At 65.8% G+C, this 21,566-nt stretch carries 19 protein-coding genes; 9 read left to right on the forward strand and 10 right to left on the reverse strand.

What is annotated here, in order from left to right:
- Positions 1-9 precede the first annotated feature (9 nt).
- Positions 10-459, forward strand: coding sequence for a hypothetical protein (locus FND50_RS35320; protein WP_043790345.1), 450 nt, complete (start codon positions 10-12; stop codon positions 457-459).
- A 117-nt stretch (positions 460-576) separates the two neighbouring features.
- A complete protein-coding gene (locus FND50_RS35325; protein ID WP_144288851.1) occupies positions 577-1,557 on the forward strand; it encodes a LysR substrate-binding domain-containing protein in 981 nt (326 codons plus the stop codon).
- Here FND50_RS35325 and FND50_RS35330 read toward each other — a convergent pair.
- Genes FND50_RS35330 through FND50_RS35350 form a run of 5 tightly spaced genes read right to left on the reverse strand, consistent with a single transcriptional unit; the run spans position 1,526 to position 6,736 of the window.
- Positions 1,526-2,359 (reverse strand): carbohydrate ABC transporter permease, encoded by an 834-nt coding sequence (locus FND50_RS35330; protein ID WP_144288852.1) that lies wholly within the window; start codon positions 2,357-2,359, stop codon positions 1,526-1,528. The two genes, FND50_RS35325 and FND50_RS35330, sit on opposite strands and share 32 nt — an antisense overlap.
- Entirely contained in the window at positions 2,349-3,344 is a 996-nt protein-coding gene (locus FND50_RS35335; RefSeq protein WP_186301207.1) for a carbohydrate ABC transporter permease, read from the reverse strand. The genes FND50_RS35330 and FND50_RS35335 overlap by 11 nt, the downstream gene beginning before the upstream one ends.
- Positions 3,319-4,182 (reverse strand): metallophosphoesterase, encoded by an 864-nt coding sequence (locus FND50_RS35340; RefSeq protein WP_144288853.1) that lies wholly within the window; start codon positions 4,180-4,182, stop codon positions 3,319-3,321. Before FND50_RS35340 ends, FND50_RS35335 begins: the two co-directional genes overlap by 26 nt.
- Positions 4,179-5,555: an ABC transporter substrate-binding protein gene (locus FND50_RS35345; RefSeq protein WP_144288854.1), complete on the reverse strand. Its 1,377-nt coding sequence runs from the start codon at positions 5,553-5,555 to the stop codon at positions 4,179-4,181. Before FND50_RS35345 ends, FND50_RS35340 begins: the two co-directional genes overlap by 4 nt.
- 50 nt (positions 5,556-5,605) lie before the next feature.
- Positions 5,606-6,736 (reverse strand): ABC transporter ATP-binding protein, encoded by a 1,131-nt coding sequence (locus FND50_RS35350; protein WP_186301208.1) that lies wholly within the window; start codon positions 6,734-6,736, stop codon positions 5,606-5,608.
- A gap of 617 nt (positions 6,737-7,353) precedes the next feature.
- Between FND50_RS35350 and FND50_RS38020 the strand changes: the two genes are divergently transcribed.
- Positions 7,354-7,524, forward strand: coding sequence for a three-helix bundle dimerization domain-containing protein (locus tag FND50_RS38020; protein ID WP_397494251.1), 171 nt, complete (start codon positions 7,354-7,356; stop codon positions 7,522-7,524).
- 104 nt (positions 7,525-7,628) lie between these two features.
- Here FND50_RS38020 and FND50_RS35360 read toward each other — a convergent pair whose 3' ends face one another.
- The 3 genes from FND50_RS35360 to FND50_RS35370 all read right to left on the reverse strand — a co-directional run bounded on the left by FND50_RS35360 (position 7,629) and on the right by FND50_RS35370 (position 10,985).
- Positions 7,629-8,330: an MspA family porin gene (locus tag FND50_RS35360; RefSeq protein ID WP_144288856.1), complete on the reverse strand. Its 702-nt coding sequence runs from the start codon at positions 8,328-8,330 to the stop codon at positions 7,629-7,631.
- A 469-nt stretch (positions 8,331-8,799) separates the two neighbouring features.
- On the reverse strand, positions 8,800-8,997 hold the full coding sequence (locus FND50_RS35365) for a three-helix bundle dimerization domain-containing protein (protein WP_144288857.1): 198 nt from the start codon (positions 8,995-8,997) through the stop codon (positions 8,800-8,802).
- Between the two features lie 668 nt (positions 8,998-9,665).
- Positions 9,666-10,985: an HNH endonuclease signature motif containing protein gene (locus tag FND50_RS35370; RefSeq protein WP_144288858.1), complete on the reverse strand. Its 1,320-nt coding sequence runs from the start codon at positions 10,983-10,985 to the stop codon at positions 9,666-9,668.
- Between the two features lie 504 nt (positions 10,986-11,489).
- On the opposite strand from FND50_RS35370, the gene FND50_RS35375 reads away from it, so the two are divergent.
- The gene (locus FND50_RS35375; protein ID WP_260850844.1) at positions 11,490-12,536 is read left to right on the forward strand and encodes an IS110 family transposase; all 1,047 of its coding nucleotides are present in this window, start codon (positions 11,490-11,492) and stop codon (positions 12,534-12,536) included.
- Between the two features lie 81 nt (positions 12,537-12,617).
- Here the strand turns inward: FND50_RS35375 and FND50_RS35380 are convergent, their stop codons facing one another.
- Complete coding sequence (locus FND50_RS35380) at positions 12,618-12,977, reverse strand: hypothetical protein (protein ID WP_144288859.1); 360 nt, start codon at positions 12,975-12,977, stop codon at positions 12,618-12,620.
- A 141-nt stretch (positions 12,978-13,118) separates the two neighbouring features.
- On the opposite strand from FND50_RS35380, the gene FND50_RS35385 reads away from it, so the two are divergent.
- Positions 13,119-13,670 (forward strand): hypothetical protein, encoded by a 552-nt coding sequence (locus tag FND50_RS35385; protein WP_144288860.1) that lies wholly within the window; start codon positions 13,119-13,121, stop codon positions 13,668-13,670.
- 4 nt (positions 13,671-13,674) lie between these two features.
- Here the strand turns inward: FND50_RS35385 and FND50_RS35390 are convergent, their stop codons facing one another.
- Complete coding sequence (locus FND50_RS35390; protein ID WP_144289265.1) at positions 13,675-14,229, reverse strand: recombinase family protein; 555 nt, start codon at positions 14,227-14,229, stop codon at positions 13,675-13,677.
- 780 nt (positions 14,230-15,009) lie between these two features.
- On the opposite strand from FND50_RS35390, the gene FND50_RS35400 reads away from it, so the two are divergent.
- The 4 genes from FND50_RS35400 (at position 15,010) to FND50_RS35415 (ending at position 21,177) form a co-directional block, all read left to right on the forward strand.
- The gene (locus FND50_RS35400; protein WP_144288861.1) at positions 15,010-16,467 is read left to right on the forward strand and encodes a class I adenylate-forming enzyme family protein; all 1,458 of its coding nucleotides are present in this window, start codon (positions 15,010-15,012) and stop codon (positions 16,465-16,467) included.
- A 147-nt stretch (positions 16,468-16,614) separates the two neighbouring features.
- Complete coding sequence (locus FND50_RS35405; protein WP_144288862.1) at positions 16,615-18,426, forward strand: DUF3556 domain-containing protein; 1,812 nt, start codon at positions 16,615-16,617, stop codon at positions 18,424-18,426.
- A gap of 4 nt (positions 18,427-18,430) precedes the next feature.
- Positions 18,431-19,846, forward strand: a complete 1,416-nt coding sequence (locus FND50_RS35410; protein ID WP_144288863.1) for an NAD(P)/FAD-dependent oxidoreductase — start codon at positions 18,431-18,433, stop codon at positions 19,844-19,846.
- Entirely contained in the window at positions 19,843-21,177 is a 1,335-nt protein-coding gene (locus FND50_RS35415) for a CdaR family transcriptional regulator (protein WP_144288864.1), read from the forward strand. The genes FND50_RS35410 and FND50_RS35415 overlap by 4 nt, the downstream gene beginning before the upstream one ends.
- The last annotated feature ends 389 nt before the right edge of the window (positions 21,178-21,566 follow it).

The raw sequence follows: 21,566 nt of genomic DNA on the forward strand, positions 1-21,566 counted from the left end.
GGAGTGATCATGGGCACCGAACCAGGCACGCAGTTGAACGAGGAACCACAGTCCGAGCGCGGCCCCAAGGGCTCACGCGACGCGGGACCGGACCAGGCCGGAGCGGGCCAGACGGGCCGCAAGCCGGGGTCTCTGGATCAAGAAGAGGTCACCTCTTCCGCGGAATCGGGCACGAACCCTGCGCCCGCCGGCGGCTCGCTGCCTCCCGGCGACGCGGAGCCGGCCACACCGCCCTACGACGGCCGGACGACCAGCACGAAGGAAGGACGCCCGGAGCACGACGACCATGTGGACTCCGGCGGAATGCAGTCGCCGAAACCCGGGGAGACACCCCGCGGTGCGGTGGCCTCGCCCGCGGAGGAGAAGCCCGCCGCACACGCCGCCGAGACCGAGGGCAGCGACTCCGGAGTGGGACCCGCGCATCAAGGAGGCGTCGGCAAGGCCGAAGACAAGAAATAGAAAGTCACGTCCGCGGCGAAGGCCGTACTCGCGTAGTTCACCCCCGGTTTCGACTCGACGCTAGCCTTGTAGAGCGAGCCACCGGACACGAGGCGGCGCTGTCGCCGGGGAGTGACTATGGAGTTCAGACATCTCGTCGCGTTCATCACGATTGCCGAGGAATTACATTTCGGCCGGGCCGCTTCGCGGCTGCACCTCTCCCAGCCGTCCCTCAGCTCACAACTACAGAAGCTCGAGAAGTCTCTCGGTGTGAGACTCGTCGCGCGGAACTCGCATGAGGTCAGGTTGACCTCCGCGGGCGGGGAATTCGTGACACAGGCCAGGCTGATCGTCTCCCACATGGAGAGGGCGACGCGGATAGCGAAAGCCACCGCGGACGGCCGCTCCGGCACCCTCGACATCGGATACAACATGCCGGCCAGCAGGCACGTCCTGCCGGCGGCGCTGGCGCGGATGAGCGCAGAGCACCCGGATGTCGTGGTGTCGTTGTGGGAGAAGCGAACCGGACCGCAGCTCGTCGATCTCGCGGGCGGCACGCTCGACATAGCGCTGGTGTACGGGCATCCGCGGACGGCCGACTTCCGGTACCGGCTGGTCTTGGGGAAGATTCCACTCGTCGCCGTCGTAGGCAAGGGCCACAGATGGGCGGGGCGGGCTGCGGTTCCGTTCGCCGAGTTGGCGACCCAGGGGTGCGTGATGTTCTCGCGCGATCAGTGCCCCGCTATGTACGACTCCATCTTCGGCGCGGCGTCCGATTCTCGAATCTCGCTCGACGTCGCTCAGACCGCCGACGACCCGGGCGCGACGGCTCACATGGTGTCGGTCAAGCCGTTGGTCGGGTTCGCGTCGCTGCCGCGCGCCAATTCGGGCGGACTCGATGCGATGGGCGTGAATACTGTGGCGGTGAGATTGGTCGATCCGATTCCGACGATCGACCTGTACGCGGTATGGCGGGGCGGCGAGGTGAATCCTGCGGTGTTCTCCTTCCTCGACTGCGTCGACGATTCCGACGAACTGGAACGCGGCGAGGGCGGCCCGGTCACTGTTCCGCCACATGTTCCGAGACCTATTTCAGTCCGGATCGGACGAACGCGTTGACGATGTGCCGCTGCAGGACGACGTAGAGCGCGAACACCGGCAGGCATGCCAGACCCGCGACGGCCATCATCGGCCCCCAGTCGTTGCCCTCGGTTCCCATGAAACTCCTCAGCCCCAACTGAACGACGGCGTTGCTGCGCTGCAGGACCACCGCCGGCCAGAAGTACTCGTTCCAGGCATTGATGAACAGCAGAATCGACAGCGCCGCCAATGCGGGACGCAGATTCGGTACCACGACGGTCCAGAGAATCGACCACGACGAACGGCCGTCCAGCTTGGCCGCCGCGACCAGTTCCTTCGGGAAGCCGGCCATGTGCTGCCGTAGCATCAGGACACCCAGCGCGGAGCACAGCGTCGGCACGATCACACCGACGAGGTTGTTGATCAGTCCCATTTGGTACAGCAGTACATAGTTAGGGAGCATCGTGACCTGGAACGGCACCAACCAGGTTCCGACGAACGCAAGGTAGAGCAGCCGTTGGAAGCGGAACGAATACATCGCGAACGCGTACGAGGCAAGCAGAGCCACGAGGAGCTGGCCAGCCGCCGAGACGCCAGAGACGGCGAACGTATTGGCGAGCAGGCGGATCACGTCGACTTTCTCGGTCGCGTCCACATAGTTGCCCAATGACAGCGGCCACGGAACGGGGGAGAGGGAGCCGACGTCGTCGGGCCGTCGCAGTGACGTCGCAAGCAGCCAATAGATGGGAAAGATGCACCCGAGGGCAATGGCGACGAGGACCGCATGTCCCCGTGCTCGCCGCCACAACGGCTCGGGTACGGGTGACTGGCTAGTCGTCATGGAACGAGATCCTTTCCGAGATCCACACGAGAACACCCGCAACGAGACCGAATCCGACGAACAGCATGATGCCCGCGGCGGCACTCAGGCCCGCGTCGAAGCTGTGGAACCCGAAGTCCCACAACAAGTAGTAGATGTTGGTCGTCGCCTGCGACGGTCCGCCCTGGGTCAGGGTGTCGATGAGCGGGAAGGTCCACTGCGCGCTCAGCAGCACGGTCATGAGTCCGAGGAACACCAGGGTGGGCGACAACAGTGGCAGGGTGATCCACCAGTCGATCTGCCGCCGTGTCGCCCCGTCGACTTGCGCGGCCTCGGCGTAGTCCCCGCTGATGCCGGCCATCCCGGCCGACACCACCAGCATGGCGAAACCCATGAAATGCCACCCGGTGATGGCGACGATCACCCATTGCGCCGTCGCCGGTTCGTGAATCCAATTGGTGTTTGAGCCCAGCACCCGGTTCACGATTCCGGCACCTGGGTCGAGGAGCCATTGCCACACCGCCGCGCTCGCGACAGGGGCGACGAGAAAGGGTGCGAAGATCAGGCTCTGGTAGATCGCCCGGGCCCGGCCGTGGACGCCGCGGGTGGCGAATCCGACGACCACCGGTAGCACGAGCGTGAACGGCAACAGACCGACGATGAGGATGACTGTCCGCCAGACGGAGTCACCGACCGCCGGCAGCTCGAGCAGCCGGCGGTAGTTGTCCGGGCCGACAGGAACCATGGGGGTGGTCGGAAGCAGGTTCCAGGAGTAGGTGGAGAGTTGGGCCGCCTGAACGAGCGGGCGGTAGGTCCACACGACCAACAATGCGACAGCTGGTGTCAGGTACAGGTACGGCTCGGCCACCCGCACCACCCTCCGCAGAGGGTGGGTACGGATGGCAGGCACCGCCACCGGTTCCCGGACGGGTGTTGTCGCGTCAGCAAGATCCGGTACGGCAACGAACACGATCGCCTCCTCACCCCGCCTGGAGCTGGAGGGCATGCAACCGGGCAAGCATGTCCTGTTCGGGGATGTCGTAGACCGTTTCGGCCGGGGTCGTTTCGACCGCGGTGGCGACCACCGTGGATTCGAGGACATCGATCCGGCTGAAGCCGTGGCCGGCGACGCCGCGGTGGCTGCCCACCCCCGCGATCGGGTCCACCCGGTAGGACAGGGCCGGGCCGACCCACACCGGGATCCCCGCTACCGCCCCTGAGCTCGACAGATGGGAGTGCCCACAGAGGATCATCCGCACATCGGAGCCGGCCAGAACCGCCGCGAGCCGGTCGGGATCCTGGAGGCGCAGGTAGTCCACCGTGGCGACTGGCGACGGAATCGGCGGGTGATGCAGGACGAGGAGCGTTCCCCGCTCGCTGGGCTGGGACAGTTCCTCGTCGAGCCATGCCAGTTGCACGTCCGTCAGCCAACCCTCGTGTCTCCCGGGTGTGGTGCTGTCGAGCACGATCACCCGGAGACCGTGGATGTCGTGGACCGCGTCGTGCGGGGCCTCGAGATCACCACTGCCGGAGTCGAGTCCGAGTAGTTCGGTGTGGAAGGCGGTGCGGTCGTCGTGATTGCCCATGGCGTAGACGATTTGCGCCCCGAGTTCGGCGGCCGCCGGCTCGACAACCTCGCGCAACCGCCGGTAAGCCTCCGGTGCCCCGTTGTCGGTGAGATCGCCCGACAACACCACCGCGTCCACGCGCTGCCGGGATCCGACGATGCGGTCGAGTGCGCGGGCGAGGTTGTCGAGGGTGTCGATCGTGCCGTGGACGAGGTCACCCTCGGCGCGGATGTGGGTGTCCGTCAGGTGAATCACCGTGACGTCGGCGGGGGTCACTGGGTGGGCAGAAGCGCGGTGGCCTGCTTCTGGGCGGCGTCGAGGGTGGATTTCGGGTCGGCGTCCTGGTAGACGACCGCCTCGACGGCGTCCATCATGCCGTCCCGGATCTGCAGGTAGTTGTTGCCGGGCATCGAGATCCACGGCTCCATCGAGCCGAGCTGCGCAAGGTTGGGGGTGAGAAGCGGGTTCTTCTGCGCCCACTCTTGCAATCCGGCGGGATCGTCGACGAGTCCGGTGCGCAGCGGGAGGTAGCCGATTCCCTGCGCGATCTTGGTGTAGGCCTGCTCGCTGGTGAGGAACTTGATCAGTTCCCACGAGGCGCGCTGCTTGGCGGGGTCGGATGCGAATGTGAAGAGGGAGGCGCCGGAGTTGGTGGGAACGGGGGCTGTGCCGTCGAAGGTGGGCATCGTGGTGGCGCGCAGGTCCCACTTGTCCTTGGCGCCCTTGACGAAGGTGCCCTGGATCGCGCTGGTTTCGAGGATCATGCCGATATCTCCGCGGGCGAAGGCCTCGTAGCCTTGCTGCTGGCTGAGCTTCGGGGTGGCACCGGACTGCACCAGGTTCTGAGCCATGTCCGCGACCTGCACCGCGGGGTCGTCAGCGAACGTGAGTGACGATCGGTCCTCGGCGATGACCCGTCCGCCGTTGGACCGGACGAGGCTCTGGAAGCACCAGTCCTTCGCGGTCTTGGTCAGGCAGTCCAGGTAGACGCCGCCCTTGCCGGTCTTCGTCGTGATCGCGGCCGCAGCGGCCGCGACCTCGTCCCACGTCTTCGGTGGTGCCGCCGGGTCGAGTCCGGCCTGCTCGAACAGTGATGCGTTGTAATAGAACACGGGAGTGGAAAAGACGAAGGGCACGCCGTAGGTGGCGCCTCCCCAGTCACCCAGAGTGCGGGCGGTCGGGGCGTACGAGTGCTTCGCGCCGTCGAAATTCTTCTGCACCGCATCTTTGCCGACGAGGTCGTCGAGCGACAGGGCGCCGAGCTGGTGGATCGTGAAGTCCAGGTCGCTGAACCCGAGCTGCGCGACGTCCGGGGGCGATCCGGCCACGGTCTGGCTCTGGATGCTCGAGATCGTGTCGGTGGCCGGGTTCGGGCTGTTGCCCTGCGGCTTCTGCGCTGTGACGTGGATGTTCGGATTCTGCTTGGTGAAGTCGTCGATCAGGGCGTTGAAGGTGTCGGTCCACGCTCCCGCCATACCGTAGTTGTAGCTTTCGAACACGATCGACGCATTCTGGTCCGGAGCGAGTTCCGGCACCGGATCGGTGCTGTTCGCCACGGGATCCGTGGTTGTGGTGCCGAGGCCGCCGCAGGCGGTCAGGACCAACGCGCTGGTCACCAGCACGCCCAGCCCGGGCAGGGTCTTCTTCACTGAGGTTCTCCTGTTGTTCGTGTGTGGGGGCTCGTGAACCGTGCCGGCGCTCATGCCACCGACAGCGGGGCATCGCGTGGCGATGCCCCGTGCTCGTGGGGAACGTGCCAGACCAGCCGGCGGCCGGTCCCGGAGTCGAACAGTTGAATGTCCTCGGGGCTGACACTCAACGCGGCGGCGTCGCCGACCTGCGCGGCAACCGGGCGTGGAGCGCGGACGCGAATGACGGTGCCGCCCACGGTGACGTGCAGGATCTCTTCGCTGCCCAGGTTCTCCGATGCGGTGACGACACCGCGGAGCTGGACATCGGTGCCGTTCAGCCGGATGCGTTCCGGCCGGATGCCGGCGGTCACCTTCTGCGGTCCGATCGCCGGCCCGGCGAACAACCCGAGTGGTGCATCGACGCGGTCGGCGACGAGGTGCAGTTTCCCGGCCCGCTCGATCACCGTTGCGTCGAACAGATTCATCGGTGGCGCGCCGAGGAAGGCGGCGACGAACGTCGAACGCGGAGTGTCGTACAGCTCGGTCGGTGTACCGACCTGCTCGATCGTCCCATTGTTCAGCAACGCGATTCGTGTCGCCATCGTCATCGCCTCGACCTGGTCGTGGGTGACGTACAGGAATGTCGATCTCAGCCGGTGGTGCAGGTCGATGAGCTCGGTGCGGGTCGCGCTACGCAACGCGGCATCGAGATTCGACAGCGGCTCGTCCATCAGGAACGCCCCGGGGTCGCGAACCATCGCCCGTGCGAGCGCCACCCGCTGGCGTTGTCCGCCGGAAAGCTGGGCGGGGCGCCGGTCCAGGTGGTCTTGCAGACCGAGCGCCGACGCCACGGTGGTGATCCGCTCCCGGATCTCGTCCTTCGACCGTCTGCGGGCACGCAAGGGGAAGCCGATGTTCTTCGCGACGGTCAAATGCGGGTATAAGGCATAGCTTTGGAACACCATCGCAACGTCCCGCTGTCGGGGTGGTGTCCTGGTGATGTCGTTCTCGCCCAATAGGATGCGGCCCGACGACGGGCTCTCGAGGCCGGCGATCAGACGCAGCAGCGTCGACTTCCCGCACCCGCTCGGTCCGAGGAGAACCATGAACTCTCCGTCGGCGATGTCGAGGTCGACCTCACGCACTACCTGCGCGGTGCCGAATTGTTTGGACACACCTTCGAGTCTTATTCGCGCCACCCGCATCTCCTCGGTTGTTCCGTGTTTCCCGGAGACACCTCAGCAGCCGGGGGTGGCGGTGCGGTGAACGCCGCGCCGCGAACTCCCGTCCCGGCCCGCGCCGGGGCGGTGGCATGCAGCGACGATAGGAGGAGTACGCCCGCGCGATAGGAAATTCCGCACGTCCGCTGTCGCGTGGCCGATGGGACAATCGCCAGCGCAGTGGAAATGATTGACGATTAGCTACTTTCGCTCAGCGAGCCTTCACCGACTCCGGCAGTTCTGTCGCGAGTCAAGGTGAGGGGTCGAAAGCGGCAGGCGACCCGGCACCGACATCGTGCGGCCTCCGTCGGCCGGTGCAAGTTGACCATTCTCGACGATCCGCTCCGGTGATGCCCTTCGTCACAGATTCGCGCACACCAGTTCTTGCATCCCACGTGATGCGCGCTTCTGACGGGAGCGGCAGGCCCTGGCTTGCGGTGCGTTTGCCCATGTCAGCGACCCGACCCGCGGTGTGAACAGCGTCTCGGCCAGAGCGGGACCCGCCGAGGACGAGGCGAACCGGTGACTTCGGTGCGGCTTGACCCCATCGCCGAATTCGGCGGAACGATGAAGAGCGCCTCCATCTCACCAGGGTCATCGACGGCCTCCAGTCTCGGTACCCGGACGTCTCCCGGGACACCATCGACGAGGTTGTACGCTCTGCGCACAGCCGGTTCGCGGACCGGACGGTACACGACTTCGTGCTCCTGCTCATCGAGCGGGCTGCCCGCGAAAAGATCCAGGAGCTAGTAGCGTGTCGCTGCTAGTGGCGCCATAGGCGCTGTCGCGCCAGGCGAACAACCGCGCCGGGTCGCCATCCACGATCGGGATGGCGACCCGTTGCGTTCCACGGAACCTGTTCCAGCACCGGTCAGTTGAGCTTCTGCGGCATACCGTAGGTCATGACGGTGTCACCGTTGGCTGTGACGGCCTTCGCATACGGTCGGATGGTGACCGGTCCGATCGCTCCGGAGATGGAACCGTGAACGCCCTGCAACCGCACCAGCGCCTCGGGTCCGTCGAACTCCTGACCCTCGAGCAGCGGGACCTCGGTGATACCTCCCGGCTCCAGGTCGATGTCCAGCTCCTGCGACGGGATGATGTCACCCGCCAGCTCCGCGTTGGTCCCCGCACTCAGATCCAGCGTGAAGTCGGGGACGAGCCCCAGGTCGATTCCGGTGTCCGACCCGATCGCGAACCCGAGGCCGGGCGAATTGAGGACGATGGTCGCACCGGCCAGCGCAACCGGGTAACCGATCTGGTATCCGACGGTGAGCTGTGTGCCCTCGAACTCCGCGGCGTCGGGACCGCTGATGTTCACCGCGGCGTATCCGTTGTGGAAGAACTCGACGCTGGTCGGTACGCCGTCGAGCGGCGGGACGACCTGATACTGCGTGTCGCCCTGCAGGACCTCGATGCGGTTGCCGTCCGCGTCGATGACGGAACTGGAGTTATCGACACCGGCCGAGGCGGTGCCGTTACCCATCACCATGGCAAGTACGGCGATACCTGCGACCGCCGCCAGGCGGGTGAAGGATCTGTATCCAGGCCGAGCTGTGCTGATGTTCGTCATGCCGATCCCCATTCAGTACGTACTGCAACCGATACGAAAAAGCATGCAGAGCGTAACCATTCGAGCCCCTCGACGTCTTCGTGTTGTTCAGAAGTTCACGAGCGTTTCGCGGAATCCACCACCGCCGACCTGGTATCCCGTGGCACGATGGGCCGGACGAGGGCGGTTCGACGGCGGCCAGCGCGGAGCGGGTCAGTCGTAGCCGCACCGGGAGTTCGACCACCGAGACGCCCGAAAACGTTCACCCAGACATCCCGGTCGCTTTCTCTCCGACACTTCGGGGCGACGCTTACGCTGAGGGAGTGTCGCGGCAACCGATGTCGACCCATCAGGATGCGACACCTCGACCCCGCCTCGCTGACGTCGGTGCCGAACCGACACCATCGGCTCGGCGGGGTCCCGTATGGCGGGACGTTGCGGCCGACCAGTGCATCCGCGTCGGGAGTGAGCCCAACACCGAACCCGTGCGCTAGGTGTCGTCAGTGAGGGACCTGAGAGCAGCGCGTTCGACGAGCAACGGAACGAAGTCACGTACTGGTCGTCCGTCGAACTGGTGGTGCGCGGTGTCGACCGCCTGGTCGATCACTCCGGAATCGATGGTCGGAAATCGTGCCGCCAGGCGTTGTCGCACCACGCTGATGTGCTGATCTTCGGTGGTGGAGTTCATCTTCGAATTGTCGTCCCAACGGTGGCGTGAATGCACTGTTTCGCCGAGTGCACCCGCCCGCGGGAATGTGGACACCGGCCCGCCCATTCCAGGTGCGCCGCGCACGGTCAGCGCGTTGCCGTCCTGCCAGAGCGGTGCGACCCGGCGTGTGCGAGCGCGTTGGGTGCAGGTGCCGCCCAACCAGCAGCTCAGGCGACACCTGCACTCCACCCCTCGCGTGAACCGACTCGTGTGCCCGAGACGTCCGCGTCGTCATGTGACCACCATGACGAAGCAGACGTTACCAGAAAACGGGCCAATCGGTTTGTTTCATTTCTCGGGGCGGACATGTCATCTGAGGTGAGCATCCGCCCGCCTGCTGCTACAAGTCACCTCGGCGGTAATCGACGCAGTGGGGTCCGCGCGATTGGACGCGACAGTCATGGCGGCCGCATCCTGGCCGAAGAATTACCAACTACCCGCGTGTCGGGGGGAGGACACAACCGCAGGGAAGCGCACTCGGTCCGCTGGGCGGGGTACCTGCGGACCGATCGCGCCGGTGCCGGCTGCTGCAGCCGACTGATCCAGTACTCCCACAGATGGCCGGCGGACCCCGCCATGACGGCATGCCGGCTCGGCGACAGGATTTGTCCTGTCACCGAGTCGGCGTGGTGCGCGGTGTCGCGTGGTCAGGAGGCGCGGGGCCGGGCCCGGTTGTGCGCCGGCAGCGGCTTTCGCTCCCAGTCGACCTGCCGGGGTGGAATGAATGTGGGGTGCCGGTCGGCTCCCATCTCTATCTCCCAGTCGCTGTGGTGCAGCAGCCGGTGGTGGAAGCCGCAGAGCAGCACCAGGTTACCCATGTCGGACGGCCCGCCTGCGGACCAGTGAACGATGTGGTGACCTTCGCACCAGGACGGCGGCGCACCACACCCGGGGAATGCGCATCCTCGATCCCTCGCCACCAACGCTTTTCGCTGCCTCTTCGTGACTGTCCGGGTGGAGAGGCCGAGGTCGAGTGGCGCCCCGTTGTCGTCGAGCACGATCGGCGTGTAGATCGAATCGCAGCTGAGGAGCCGGGCTGCCCTGAGACTCAGTGGCCCCATCCACTCGGTCCACGCCACCCCCTCGACGGCGAAGAGCGAGTCGTCCGGCGAGGCGGCGGCATCCTGCTGCGCTCGTGCACTGCAGTCGGTGTGGTCGGCGAGATCCTTGACGTTCACGTGGACGGAGACGTGCGGTCGTTCGCCGCCTTCTTCGCCGGCGACCCCGGAGTCGAGATAGCGGCGCAGGAGTTCGGTGAACCCATCGGCCCGCCGCTGCCCGGGAGTGCGGGGGTCCTTGGTTCCGTCCTGCGCGGGCCGCGGCTTGGACAGTCCGGAGAGCGCCGACAGCAGCATCTCACCGGTCACGGCATCCAGGTCGCCCTTGACGGCGACACGGCCGTTGAGCGTCTTGGACGCGTGGAACTCGTTGAGGTCGGCGTCTTCACTGGGCGGCGGATCGTCGGACTCGAAGGCGCGTTCCAACCTGGCGATCACGGCGCGCACCGCGTCCGTGTTCGCGGTGGGACCGGTTGCGGCGAACAGCAACGCGTTTCGGCAGTCATCCATCGCTTCGAGTGGCATGCCCTTGGGTGGCCTCTCGCAGAACTTCATGATCAGCGCTGCGTGCTCCGCCGAAATGTTGGTGTCGAAGTACTCGTCCGCGATCTCCGGCTGGAGACGCAAACCTCGGCCCAACAGCACGATTCGCCCCGCCGCGCCCACCTCGAGCAACGTCTTGGAAGCCAGCCACATCTTGGCGTTCGGAAACCCCAGCACATCGACCTTGCAGCGGTGGTCGACGGCCCCGACGAGCTTGACACGCAAGGCTTCGAGTCGCTGAATCTCCTCCGAGATACGCCCGACCGAATCGAGCAACTCCGCCTCGGCCAGACGCCACGCATCACCGACCGCGGTCGCCAGAATCTCGTCCGACAACGCCCCCTGGACATCTCCCCCGAGCCCCATCCTTGAATTTTAGTTCGAACACACTTTCGAGTCAATGGTTCGAGCCGACGACAGGATCGTCCAACAGGTGGCTTCCGCACCGTAAGCCGCCGTCGGGCGCAACCGACAGAATCCGGCGCTCACCGACGTCCGGAAGCCGCACTTCAACCGGGCGAGACGGGCGCCCAGCGCATTTCGGGCAGCAGCCGGCACCCGTCCCGAAACACGCTGGTCAGGAAGCAACCGTGGTCGCGTCGAGGACCAGCTTCCGACTTGTATAGCGGGGCGGCTTCGTGTTCGAACCGACGGGTTCGTAGCGTGCCGTAGGGAGACCGTGGGGATGGCTCGCTGGCTTCCTGCCGCCCGACCGGCCGGAGGGTTGGCTCACAGAGGGTCGTGCTCTTCCTGCGGTCTCCGTTCGCGGCTTGGCTCAACACAGGGACGTCACCCGCGCGGTGGCCGAAAGTCGGAATGCCAGCTGCGGATACCCCCGCCCACCAACAGGAAGGCACGCACCCAGTGTTCGTGATCGGTATCGACCCACACAAGTCGACGCATACCGCGACAGCGGTCGACTCCACCACCAACAAGGACCTCGGCTCGATTCGGATCAATGCCTCGTTCGACGACTACGCCCAACTGATGACCTGGTCCAAGCAGTGGCCCGACCGTATCTGGGCGGTGGAGAACACCTCCGGACTTGGCCACCACTTCACCCAATGGCTCGTCGGCAAAGGCGAGGCGGTCGTGGACATCCCCTCGACCGCCACCGCCCGGGTTCGTGAACTCTCCCGGGGTGGCCGGCGCAAGAACGATCGAATCGACGCCGCCGCGGCGGCCTGCGTCGCGTTCAGTCAGGGCGACTTCCGGCCCGTTGCCCCCGAAGGGCAGACCGACGTCCTGCGCCTCCTGGACGAACGCCGCATCGACCTGGTCAAGCACAACGGCCGCCTGGTCAACCAGCTCCACGCCCTTCTGCGGGAACTCCTGCCGGGCGGTGTCGAGCGGAAATTCGACACCGAAGACGCCGCCACCCAGCTCCGACGGTTCCAGGCCGCGAACCCGGCGGACGTGATGCGCAAGAACATCGGCCTCGAGTTAGTCGGGGATCTGCGCCGCGTCCGGTTTCAGATCGAGGAACTCACCACCCGGATCAAGTCCGAACTCGCTGCTTGCGGCACCCGATTGCCCACGATCCCCGGCGTGGGGCCCATCACCGCCTGCCGCATCCTCGCCCGCACCAGCACCCCGACCCGGTTCGCCAGCGAAGCCGCATTCGCCGCCTACATCGGCACCGCCCCCATCGAGGTGGCCATCGCCGACAAGCAACGACACCGACTCTCCCGCGCCGGCGACCGGAGCTTGAATTCCGCCATCCATGTCGTCGCCGTTACCCAGGCCCGCACCCCGAGCAGCCCGGGCCACGAGTACTACCGCCGCAAGATCGACGACGGCAAGACCCCACGGGAAGCGATGCGCTGCCTGAAACGGCAAGTGACGAAACGTATCTGGCGCGTCATGAGAGACGATCACCTCGACAAACTATCGGCCCTTGCCGCTGAACCCGGGTAGGTCGGTCGGACGGCGGTGGCACTCGCCGATGATTTCGGCGGTCCTTCCGGTCGGCCCGAATGTCGATCCTCGATCGGCCGACTATCGACCGAACGTGAAGCGCAGGTTCGCATTGACGAGTTCGTTCACTCGCTTGCGCATCCGGACGGTCGTCTCCCGGTCCGGGATCGGGTCGTCGACGATCAACGTCCAGGACAAAGTCGTGCTGCCGTGGGGAGGGCCCACTATGTCGAAGCGGATCCGTGCATCCGGACGCCACGGCCAGATTGAAGTCCAAACGACGAGGTTCGGTTCGACCGCTTCTGCGATCGTGGGACGTTGTTCGTCGTTGTGCAGGATCAGCCACCGACGAACTGGGTCACGATCAGGGTCGGTGAGGGCTTCGTAGACGATGTGAGGCGGCGGTGGTTGGGTGCGGCGCCGGCTGGCAATTTCGGGCACCACCGAACCATATCGGTGCCTCGCTTTGCGATTGCACGATCTGTGCCCGATCGGCGATCAGTGACCGGTCAATGCCATATCTGTCGGACTCGAAGCAGTGGATTTTCCAGAATCGGGGTGGCTCGCGCTCACAATGGAGTGGTGTCCGAGAGCCACATCACCACCAGCGGGGACAGACTGCTCGCCTGGTCCGAGTATTCCGAAATTGAGCCGTCTCAGTGGCTCGACCCGTTCGCATACCCGCACCTGTACGACGCGGCCGGGCAGCCATGGATGGGAAACGTCTTCGGCACAACTCTCCGGATGCTGCATCCTGCCCACTACGGTCCCGCTGCAGTTCGCTGGCATGAGGTCGCAACCTTTTACGGAACCTCGCTCTCCCGCCGATCCCGATTTGGCGACCTTGTCGGCGTCCGTCCTGCCAGTGTGCTCGACGATGTCTACGACAGAGAACCGATCCTGGGCGGCCCCCCACCTGAGGTCCTGCGGCCACTCGAAGAACTCCTCGCCAACCGCGCTCGGTTCGGACTCATCTGGGAAGGAAACGCCGAAGTCAGCGTCGAGTGGAAGCAGGCAGCTAGCGTGAAAGGCGTCGACTTCACGTATCGCACCGCCCAGGCCGAACGTGGGGTAGGAACCGAATACGCCGGAAAGGGGCCGCGGCCGGGTGTTGGTGCTGGTCAGGCGGGATGAGGGACTACGTGGGCGCGGCCCGCAGGTAGGCGTAGACGGTTTCGCGGCTGATCCCGAATTCCTTGGCTAGCACGGTCTTTGATTCCCCGCTGGCGGCGCGGTCGACCAGGGCGAGCACCTGGTCGGGGTTGAGGGACTTCTTGCGGCCCTTGTACACCCCGCGATCCTTCGCCTTGGCAATGCCTTCGGCCTTGCGTTCCCGGATCAGCGCGCGCTCGAATTCGGCGAACGCGCCCATCACCGACAGCAGCAGGTTCGCCATCGGTGAATCGTCGCCGGTGAACGTGAGCTGCTCGGTGATGAACTCGACCCGTACGCCCTTGTCGGTCAGGCTGCGCACGATTCGCCGCAGGTCGTCGAGGTTGCGGGCGAGTCGGTCCATCGAATGCATGAGTACGGTGTCGCCGGCGCGGACGAATCGGAGCAGTTCGTCGAGCTGGGGGCGGGCGACGTCCTTGCCCGAGGCTTGGTCGGTGAACTCGCGATCGACCTGGATGCCATTGAGCTGGCGGTCGGTGTGTTGGTCGACAGCGCTGACCCGGATGTACCCGACGCGCATCACCGACTCCTTCGGACGGACGAACATGTCAGGTTGGAATCTATGACCTGACTAACAGGTGTCAATCAATACGCGATCAGACTCTTTTCTGACGCAGTTCTCTGGCGGGTTCGGCGTGGTGTTGGGGTGCACCCCAACCCGACACACCGGGCGGACCGCCGGACGTACCGGTCGCCGCACAGCCTCCCCCAATTTGCTTCGCTCTCCCACACACCCCAGGCAGCCTCCAGGATCGACCACAACCGGCGCAACGACCACCCCGATAGGGAAGACCGACCCGGCGGCACCCGTCCCGGCCGACAACCGCAGGGAGCTACCGCCCCGACCCCGGGGTCGCAAACGAAAAGACGTGTTTGCAGCACCCCCGGACCCGGCACGGTCCAGACGCACCCAGCCGACGGGACGCCCACCACCTCCACACCCGCCCTTGCAGGCACCCTGCAAACCTGCAAAACGACCCGCAACCTGCAAACGCCCCCCGTCGGACCTAGGAGTTCGTCGTAGATACTGCGGCGCGGGGCCGGCTTTTTCGCGCTGAGTGCGACGAGGTTCGCCGTGGTTGCGACGAACTATGGATGCCGGCGAGCCGCCAGGGCAGTAATGGCTGCTATCGCGACCACAGGTGCACACCGGCGGGGCGGAGGCGTTCGGGGGTCTCGCCTTAATTGTGCACCGTGCACTACTGCTCCTATGAAGTTCGTCATCGCAGCCAATGTATTGCGCAGAAGCCCGCCGTAGTGTTCCAAGTCACATACATCCATCTACTGCACAGGAGTGCACATGGCACCGGCTTACCTCCCTTGGCTGCTGGCTGAGCCGTTCGGGTCTGCACCCGCGATCCGAGACGACCTCCGCGAGTTCTCATTCGAGCAACTCGACGCGAGGGTGGCCGCCGTTGCCGCCCAGTTCGCCGGACGAGATGTGGGTCGTGGCGACGTTGTGGCCGTGATGCTGCCCAACCGCAGCGAGCTTGTCGTCGCCATCTTTGCCGCCTGGCGCCTTGGCGCCGCCGTGACTCCGGTCAACCCAAATTTCACCGAACAGGAGGCCACCCATCAGATCGCCGATGCCGGCGCCACGCTGGTCGTGAACGCCGGTCCCGGCGCCCCCACCGGCGGCAAGCCAACAATCGCCGTGGACGACCTCGCCGAACATTCCACCGGGGAGGTGCCTGCACCGGTCGAACTCGCGGACAGCGACATGGCCCTGGTGATCTACACGAGCGGCTCCACCGGCCGACCCAAGGGCGTCATGATCACACATGGCAACGCCGATGCCATGACGGCTTCGATCGTCGAGGTGATGGCGCTCACCACCAGTGACCACTGCCTTCTCATCCTCCCGCTGTTCCACGCAAATGCGCTCATGGTGAGCCTCCTCGCGTCGCTGCGCGTGGGCGCCCAACTGACCGTGGTGGGCAAGTTTTCTCCAGACACCTTCTTCCACGCCGTCGAGAAGCACCGCCCCTCCTACTTCTCGGGCGTCCCCACCATCTTCGCGCTCCTGGTGACCAAGGCCGCCGAACGCGACACCGACCTGTCCTCGCTGCGCTTCGCCATCTGCGGCGCCGCCCCCGCCACCCGCGAACTGCTCCAGGCCTCCGAGGAGATGCTCGGAGCCCCGCTGCTGGAGGGCTACGGCCTCACCGAAGCCACCTGCGCGTCCGCCATCAACCCCCTCGTCGGCCTCCGCAAGATCGGCACGGTCGGCCCATCCCTTCCCGGTCAAAGCATCCGGGTGGTCGACGACGAGCTGCGCGACGTGCCCACCGGCGAGACCGGCGAGGTGCTGATCACCGGACCCGTCGTAATGGCCGGCTACCTCGGGAACCCCGAGGCTACCGAGAACACCATCGTCGACGGCTGGGTCCGCACCGGCGACGTGGGCGTGCTCGACTCCGACGGCTACCTGACCCTGGTGGACCGCATCAAGGACATGATCATCCGCGGGGGAGAGAACCTCTACCCCAAGGAGATCGAGAACGCGATCGGCAGTCTGCCCGGTGTGCTCGAAGTGGCCGTGATCGGCAGACCTGACAACGTGATGGGAGAAGTGCCTGTCGCGTTTGTGGTCCCGTACCCGGACGCCTCACTGACTCCCGAGACCGTGATCGAGCACTGTCGCAACCTGCTCACACGGGTCAAGGTGCCCGTCGCCGTGGACATCGTGACCGAACTCCCCAAGAACCCCGTGGGGAAGATCGACAAGCCCGGACTGCGCAAGGCGCTCGTCGGCTGACCTCGCGCGAGGGCGAGGCCACTCCGTCGTCGTACGACCTCCCCGTGTCCCTTCCGTCCCTTCTTTTCTCATATCGACAGTCGACGATCGTCGATTTTCGTTTCTTCGTGCCCAAACCAACCACTCAACTCGCCCCCAGGAGGAGTCATGGGTTTTCGCCAAGCCGACGTTCCCGACGTGGACCCGGCAGAATTCGAAAAGATACCGACCATGGAGCGGATGAAGCTGCTCTGCCTGCACTGGGTGGACTATGGCTTCGGCGCCCCCAAGATCATGCACTCGTTGTACCTGGTCAAGGGCCTGTTCTTCATCATCGCCGGCTGGCTTCTCATCGGCCTCACCGCTCCCGGCTTGCCGCTGCTCGACCTGGGCGCCTGGTGGGGCGAGATGATCGTCCTACAGAAGTCCATGCTGTGGGTGGTGCTCTGGTCTGCCACCGGCTTCAACGAATCGTGGGGCCCGCTGGCGTTCAAGTTCACACCCAACACTGCCGGGTACCGCTACTGGATCCGCACCGGTACCCTGCGGCTCCCGCCCTGGCCCGGCAAGATCCCGCTGACCGGCGGTGACGAGCGCAAGGCCATCGACGTGTGGCTGTACCTCGGGATGCTCGCCTCCCTCGTCGCGGGCCTGGTGTTGCCCGGCCAGCAGACCGCCGCCGCCTACAGTGAGCCCGGCCTCCTGCCGATGTGGCCCTTCATCGCTTTTATCGCCTTTCAGCTGGTCATGGGACTGCGGGACAAGGTCGCCTTCCTGGCCTCCCGCCCCGAGCAGTACTCCGTGATGCTGCTCGCCTTTGGTGTCCTGACCAACTACGCCGCCGGGCACGTGGACATGATCGTGGTAGCCAAGATCGCGATCTTCGCCGTCTGGTGGGGCGCGTTCCTGTCCAAGATCGGGCATCACTTCACGCCCACCGTGCAGACTATGCTCACCAATTCGCCGATCAACAAGTCCAAGACCCTGCGACGCGCGCTCTACCGCAACGTGCCCGAGGACCTGCTGCCCTCCCGTCTCGCCTGGTTCTGCGCACACGTCCTCGGCACGGTCGTCGAGTTCCTGGTGCCGATAATCCTGCTCTTCACCACCAACTGGGTGGTGGCAGTGCTCGCCGCAGCGTTCATGACGTGCTTCCACGCCTTCATCTACTCGATGTTCGCCGTGGCCATGCCGCAGGAATGGAACCTCTACTTCGGCTTCCTCTCCCCGTTCGTGTTCCTCGGCTTCTTCGCCGGCGACGGCTACGCCGTGTGGGACGCGAGCAATCCCTGGATCGTGATGGCGGCCGCGGTCTTGACCCTCACCCTGCCGATCGTAGGCAACTTCCGACCCGACCTGATCTCGTTCCTGCTGTCCATGCGTCAGTACGCCGGCAACTGGTCGTCCGCCACCATGGCGTTCCGGAACAACGGCTGCGAGGCCAAGCTGGACAGCCCCGACTTCATCACCGAGATCACCTCGCACAAGCACCAGCTGTCCAGCCTGTTCGGGCCTGAAGCCGCCGAGATCTTCCTCCAGAAGACCGCCGCCTTCCGGCTCTTGAATTCTCAAGGACGGGGCCATATGTCGCTGATGATGGATCACCTCGACGACCTGGACAATTACCGGTTTCGCGAGGGCGAGATGATGTGCACGTTCTTCGTGGGCTGGCAGTTCGGCGACGGGCACCTGTTCAACCCCTTCACCATCGCCGCCATCCAGAAGCGGTGCCACTTCGAGCCCGGCGAGTTCATCACCGTCTGGACCGAGTCGCAGCCACTGCACAAGAAAACCCTCGAGTACAAGGTGATCGACGCGGCGCTCGGTGTGGTCGAGACCGGCTACTACGTGGTGAAGGACGCGCTCGCAGAGCAGCCGTGGCTGCCCAACGGGCCGATCAACTACACCGTCACCTGGCGCGATCCCGACTATGTTCCCGCAGGGGCCAGTAGGGATCCCATACCAGAGGTGGCAGGCTGAACTGATGACCACCGCCCTCGTCGTCGGTAGCGGGCCCAACGGCCTAGCCGCCGCCCTGACACTCGCCGCCGAGGGAGTGGACGTGACCGTTCTGGAAGCGTCCGACTCCCCCGGCGGCGGCACCCGGTCCGGCGAGGTGACGTTGCCCGGACTCCTCCACGACCACTGCTCCGGCTTCCACCCGCTCGCGTTTGATACCGGATTCAGCCGACAGTTCGACCTCGCCGCGCACGGTCTCGAGTGGCTGTGGCCCGAGGTCCAGTACGCGCACCCGCTCCACGGCGGGCGGGGGGCCGCGGTGGTGCGGTCCGTCGAAGAGACCGCCGCGGGGCTCGGCGGTGACGGTTCCTCGTACCGCCGGATGTTCGGCCCCCTCTCCGCGCATTTCCACGACATCGTGGGCGAATTCCTCCAACCGATGGTGCACGTGCCGCGCCACCCCTTCGCCCTGGGCTGGTTCGGTGTCCATGCAGCGTTGCCGGCCACCGTGCTCGCGCGGCGCTGGCGGACCGATGGGGCGCGGGCCCTGTTCGGCGGGGTGGCAGCGCACGCGTTCCGGCCGTTCGGTTCGGTGATGTCGTCGGCGATCGGCGTGGCGCTGGGGACCGCGGCGCACCGCTACGGTTGGCCGGTCGCGCGCGGGGGCTCGGCTGCGATCTCGCGGGCGATGGTCTCGGCGCTCGAGTCGTACGGCGGACGGGTGGAGACCGGAGCCCTGGTGCGCGACCACCGCGAGCTGGGCCGGCCCGACATCCTCATGCTCAACACCGCGCCCGCCGCAGCTGCATCGGTGTTGGGCTCTGCGCAGCCCCCGCGGATCGCCCGCGCCTACAGCCGGTTCCGGCACGGGCCCGGCGCGTTCCAGGTGTCGTATGCCGTCGAGGGCGGCATCCCATGGGAGTACGAACCCTCCCGGCGTGCGGGGACCGTGCACGTGGGCGGGAACTTCGAAGAGATCGCCGCCGCCGAACGCGACGTGGTGCGCGGCGTGATGCCCGATCGGCCATTCGTGTTGGTGGGGCAGCAGTCCGTCGCGGACACTGGGCGTGCATCGGACGGGGTGCATCCCGTCGACGTCTACGCCCACGTGCCGTCGGGTTGGAGCGGCGACGCCACCGAGATCATCACCGCGCAGATCGAGCGGTACGCTCCGGGCTTCCGAGCGCGGATCCTGTCGACGCGTTCGCGGTCGGTGGCGCAGATCGAGCAAGCCAATCCCAACTACGTGGGCGGCGACATTATCACCGGTGCGAATACGGCCCGGCAGTTGGTGTTCCGTCCGCGCGTGACTCTGCAGCCGTATGCCACCGGCGTCCCCGGCGCCTACCTCTGCTCGGCCGCCGCCCCACCCGGAGCAGGCGCGCACGGCATGGCCGGCTGGAACGCCGCCCGCGCCGCGCTGGCAGACCTGGCGCGATGACTGAGTCTTGGAGCCTTCCAGGCAAGCTCAGCGTGGATCCGCAGAATCTCGAGCGGCTCCGTGAACTCACCAGGAAGATCGGGGAGCGCCTCCAGCGAGAGACCGATGCGATCAGTCACGGGATGACCGCCGAGATCGCGGCTGCGGTCGGTGAGCTCGACGACCGGGCGATGCGTGACGCTCTCCACTCCAGCGTCACGGACAATGTCGAGGTCATGATCGATCAGCTTGCGCACTCCAAAGAGGTGTCCGACCTGCCTTCGTTGCCGCATGCGCACCGGTACGCCGAGGAGCTCGCGCGGCAGGACGTTCCCGAGTCTTCATTGCGTCGTGCCTATCACGTGGGATCCCACTATTTGCTGGCTCGCATCTTCGACCAGGTGCAGGAGATTGACTGTCCGCCTCACGAGCAGCCGCCGCTCTACCGTCACCTGGCGGGCTGGCTGTACCAATACATCGACGCGATCACGCGCCAGGTGATTGCCACATATCAGGAGGAGCAGCGGTCCTCCCACGAGCGGGCTGCGCGTACCACTTTCACCTGGGTCAATCGTGTCCTCGAGGCCGAGGACGTGTCCCCTAGAGAGTTCTCCGCTGCCACCAAATACCGACTCGACCAGGTACACGTGGCATGCCGAGTGTGGGTCGACGATCGCGCCGACCAGCCCGCGCATACCCCCGCGCTCGCCCCTCTCATCGACCAGGTCCGCGCGATGCTTGGAGGTCGCGACGATCCACTCGTGGTAGTGACCGGTCGGCGCGAGGCGGACGTGTGGTTTGGTGGCGTGCACCGCGTCGACACCCGTGCTTTTGACTCGGTGGTAGCTTCTGCAGGTGGGTCCCGCCTCGCATTCGGTTCACCTGGGTTCGGACCGGACGGATTCCGCGCAAGCCGGTCCCAGGCGCACCAGGCGTCTCGGATCGCGCGCGTCGCAAGTGACCCGACCGCGCGCGTGACCTCCTATGCGGACGAGGGGATCCCGGTGATCTCCCGACTCATCGACGACCTCCCCGCCACCCGCGCCTGGGTTCACGAGGTGCTGGGGGAGTTGGCGGTCGACTCCGACGCCGCCGCTCGTCAGCGTGACACCGTACGCGTGTTCCTCGAGTCCGCGTTCAGCTACTCAGCGACGGCGTCGCAGCTCATGCTCCACCGCAACTCGATCCGCTACCGGCTGGAGAAAGCCTCGCTGCAACTGGGCCGCGGCGTCGCCGACAAGCCACTCGACACGCAACTCGCGCTGGCCCTGTGCCGCGTCCTCGGCTCAGTCGTACTCGTGCCCGAGAGCGGGCCCGGGACAGCCGGCGCATCATCTCCCGCGCGGGAATGAGAGCCACCGGTTATAGCGCATCCGGAAGGGATGGGGCTTGACCTGCGATGCCCTGCGGCGGGATTGCAGGACATCCCAGGTCAGGGAGGTCAGTCGAGCCTGAGTGCCGCCGGTCAGATCGAGTTGACGATTCCCCGCGGCCTGGTCCGCCGGCATGCCCAGCGCCTGGAGTGCGAGAGCGGCGAGGGTTTGCGGCATCTTGAGCGGAACGTTCTTGCTGGTGAAGCACGTTTCGGGCGTGACAAATTCAGGTACTTCGTGGTTCTGGCCATCTGACACCTGTCTCTGTGAGGGGACTTCGGTCAGCGGCGGGCCCGCTCGCTTCTTGTAACCTAACTCATGATGCTCAGGAACCTCACAGGAATCATTTGCCCCTCAAGTAACAAATA

Origin of the sequence: Rhodococcus sp. WB9, from assembly GCF_007558985.1 — a bacterium.
In the GTDB taxonomy this organism is placed as follows: Bacteria; Actinomycetota; Actinomycetes; order Mycobacteriales; family Mycobacteriaceae; genus Rhodococcus_F; species Rhodococcus_F opacus.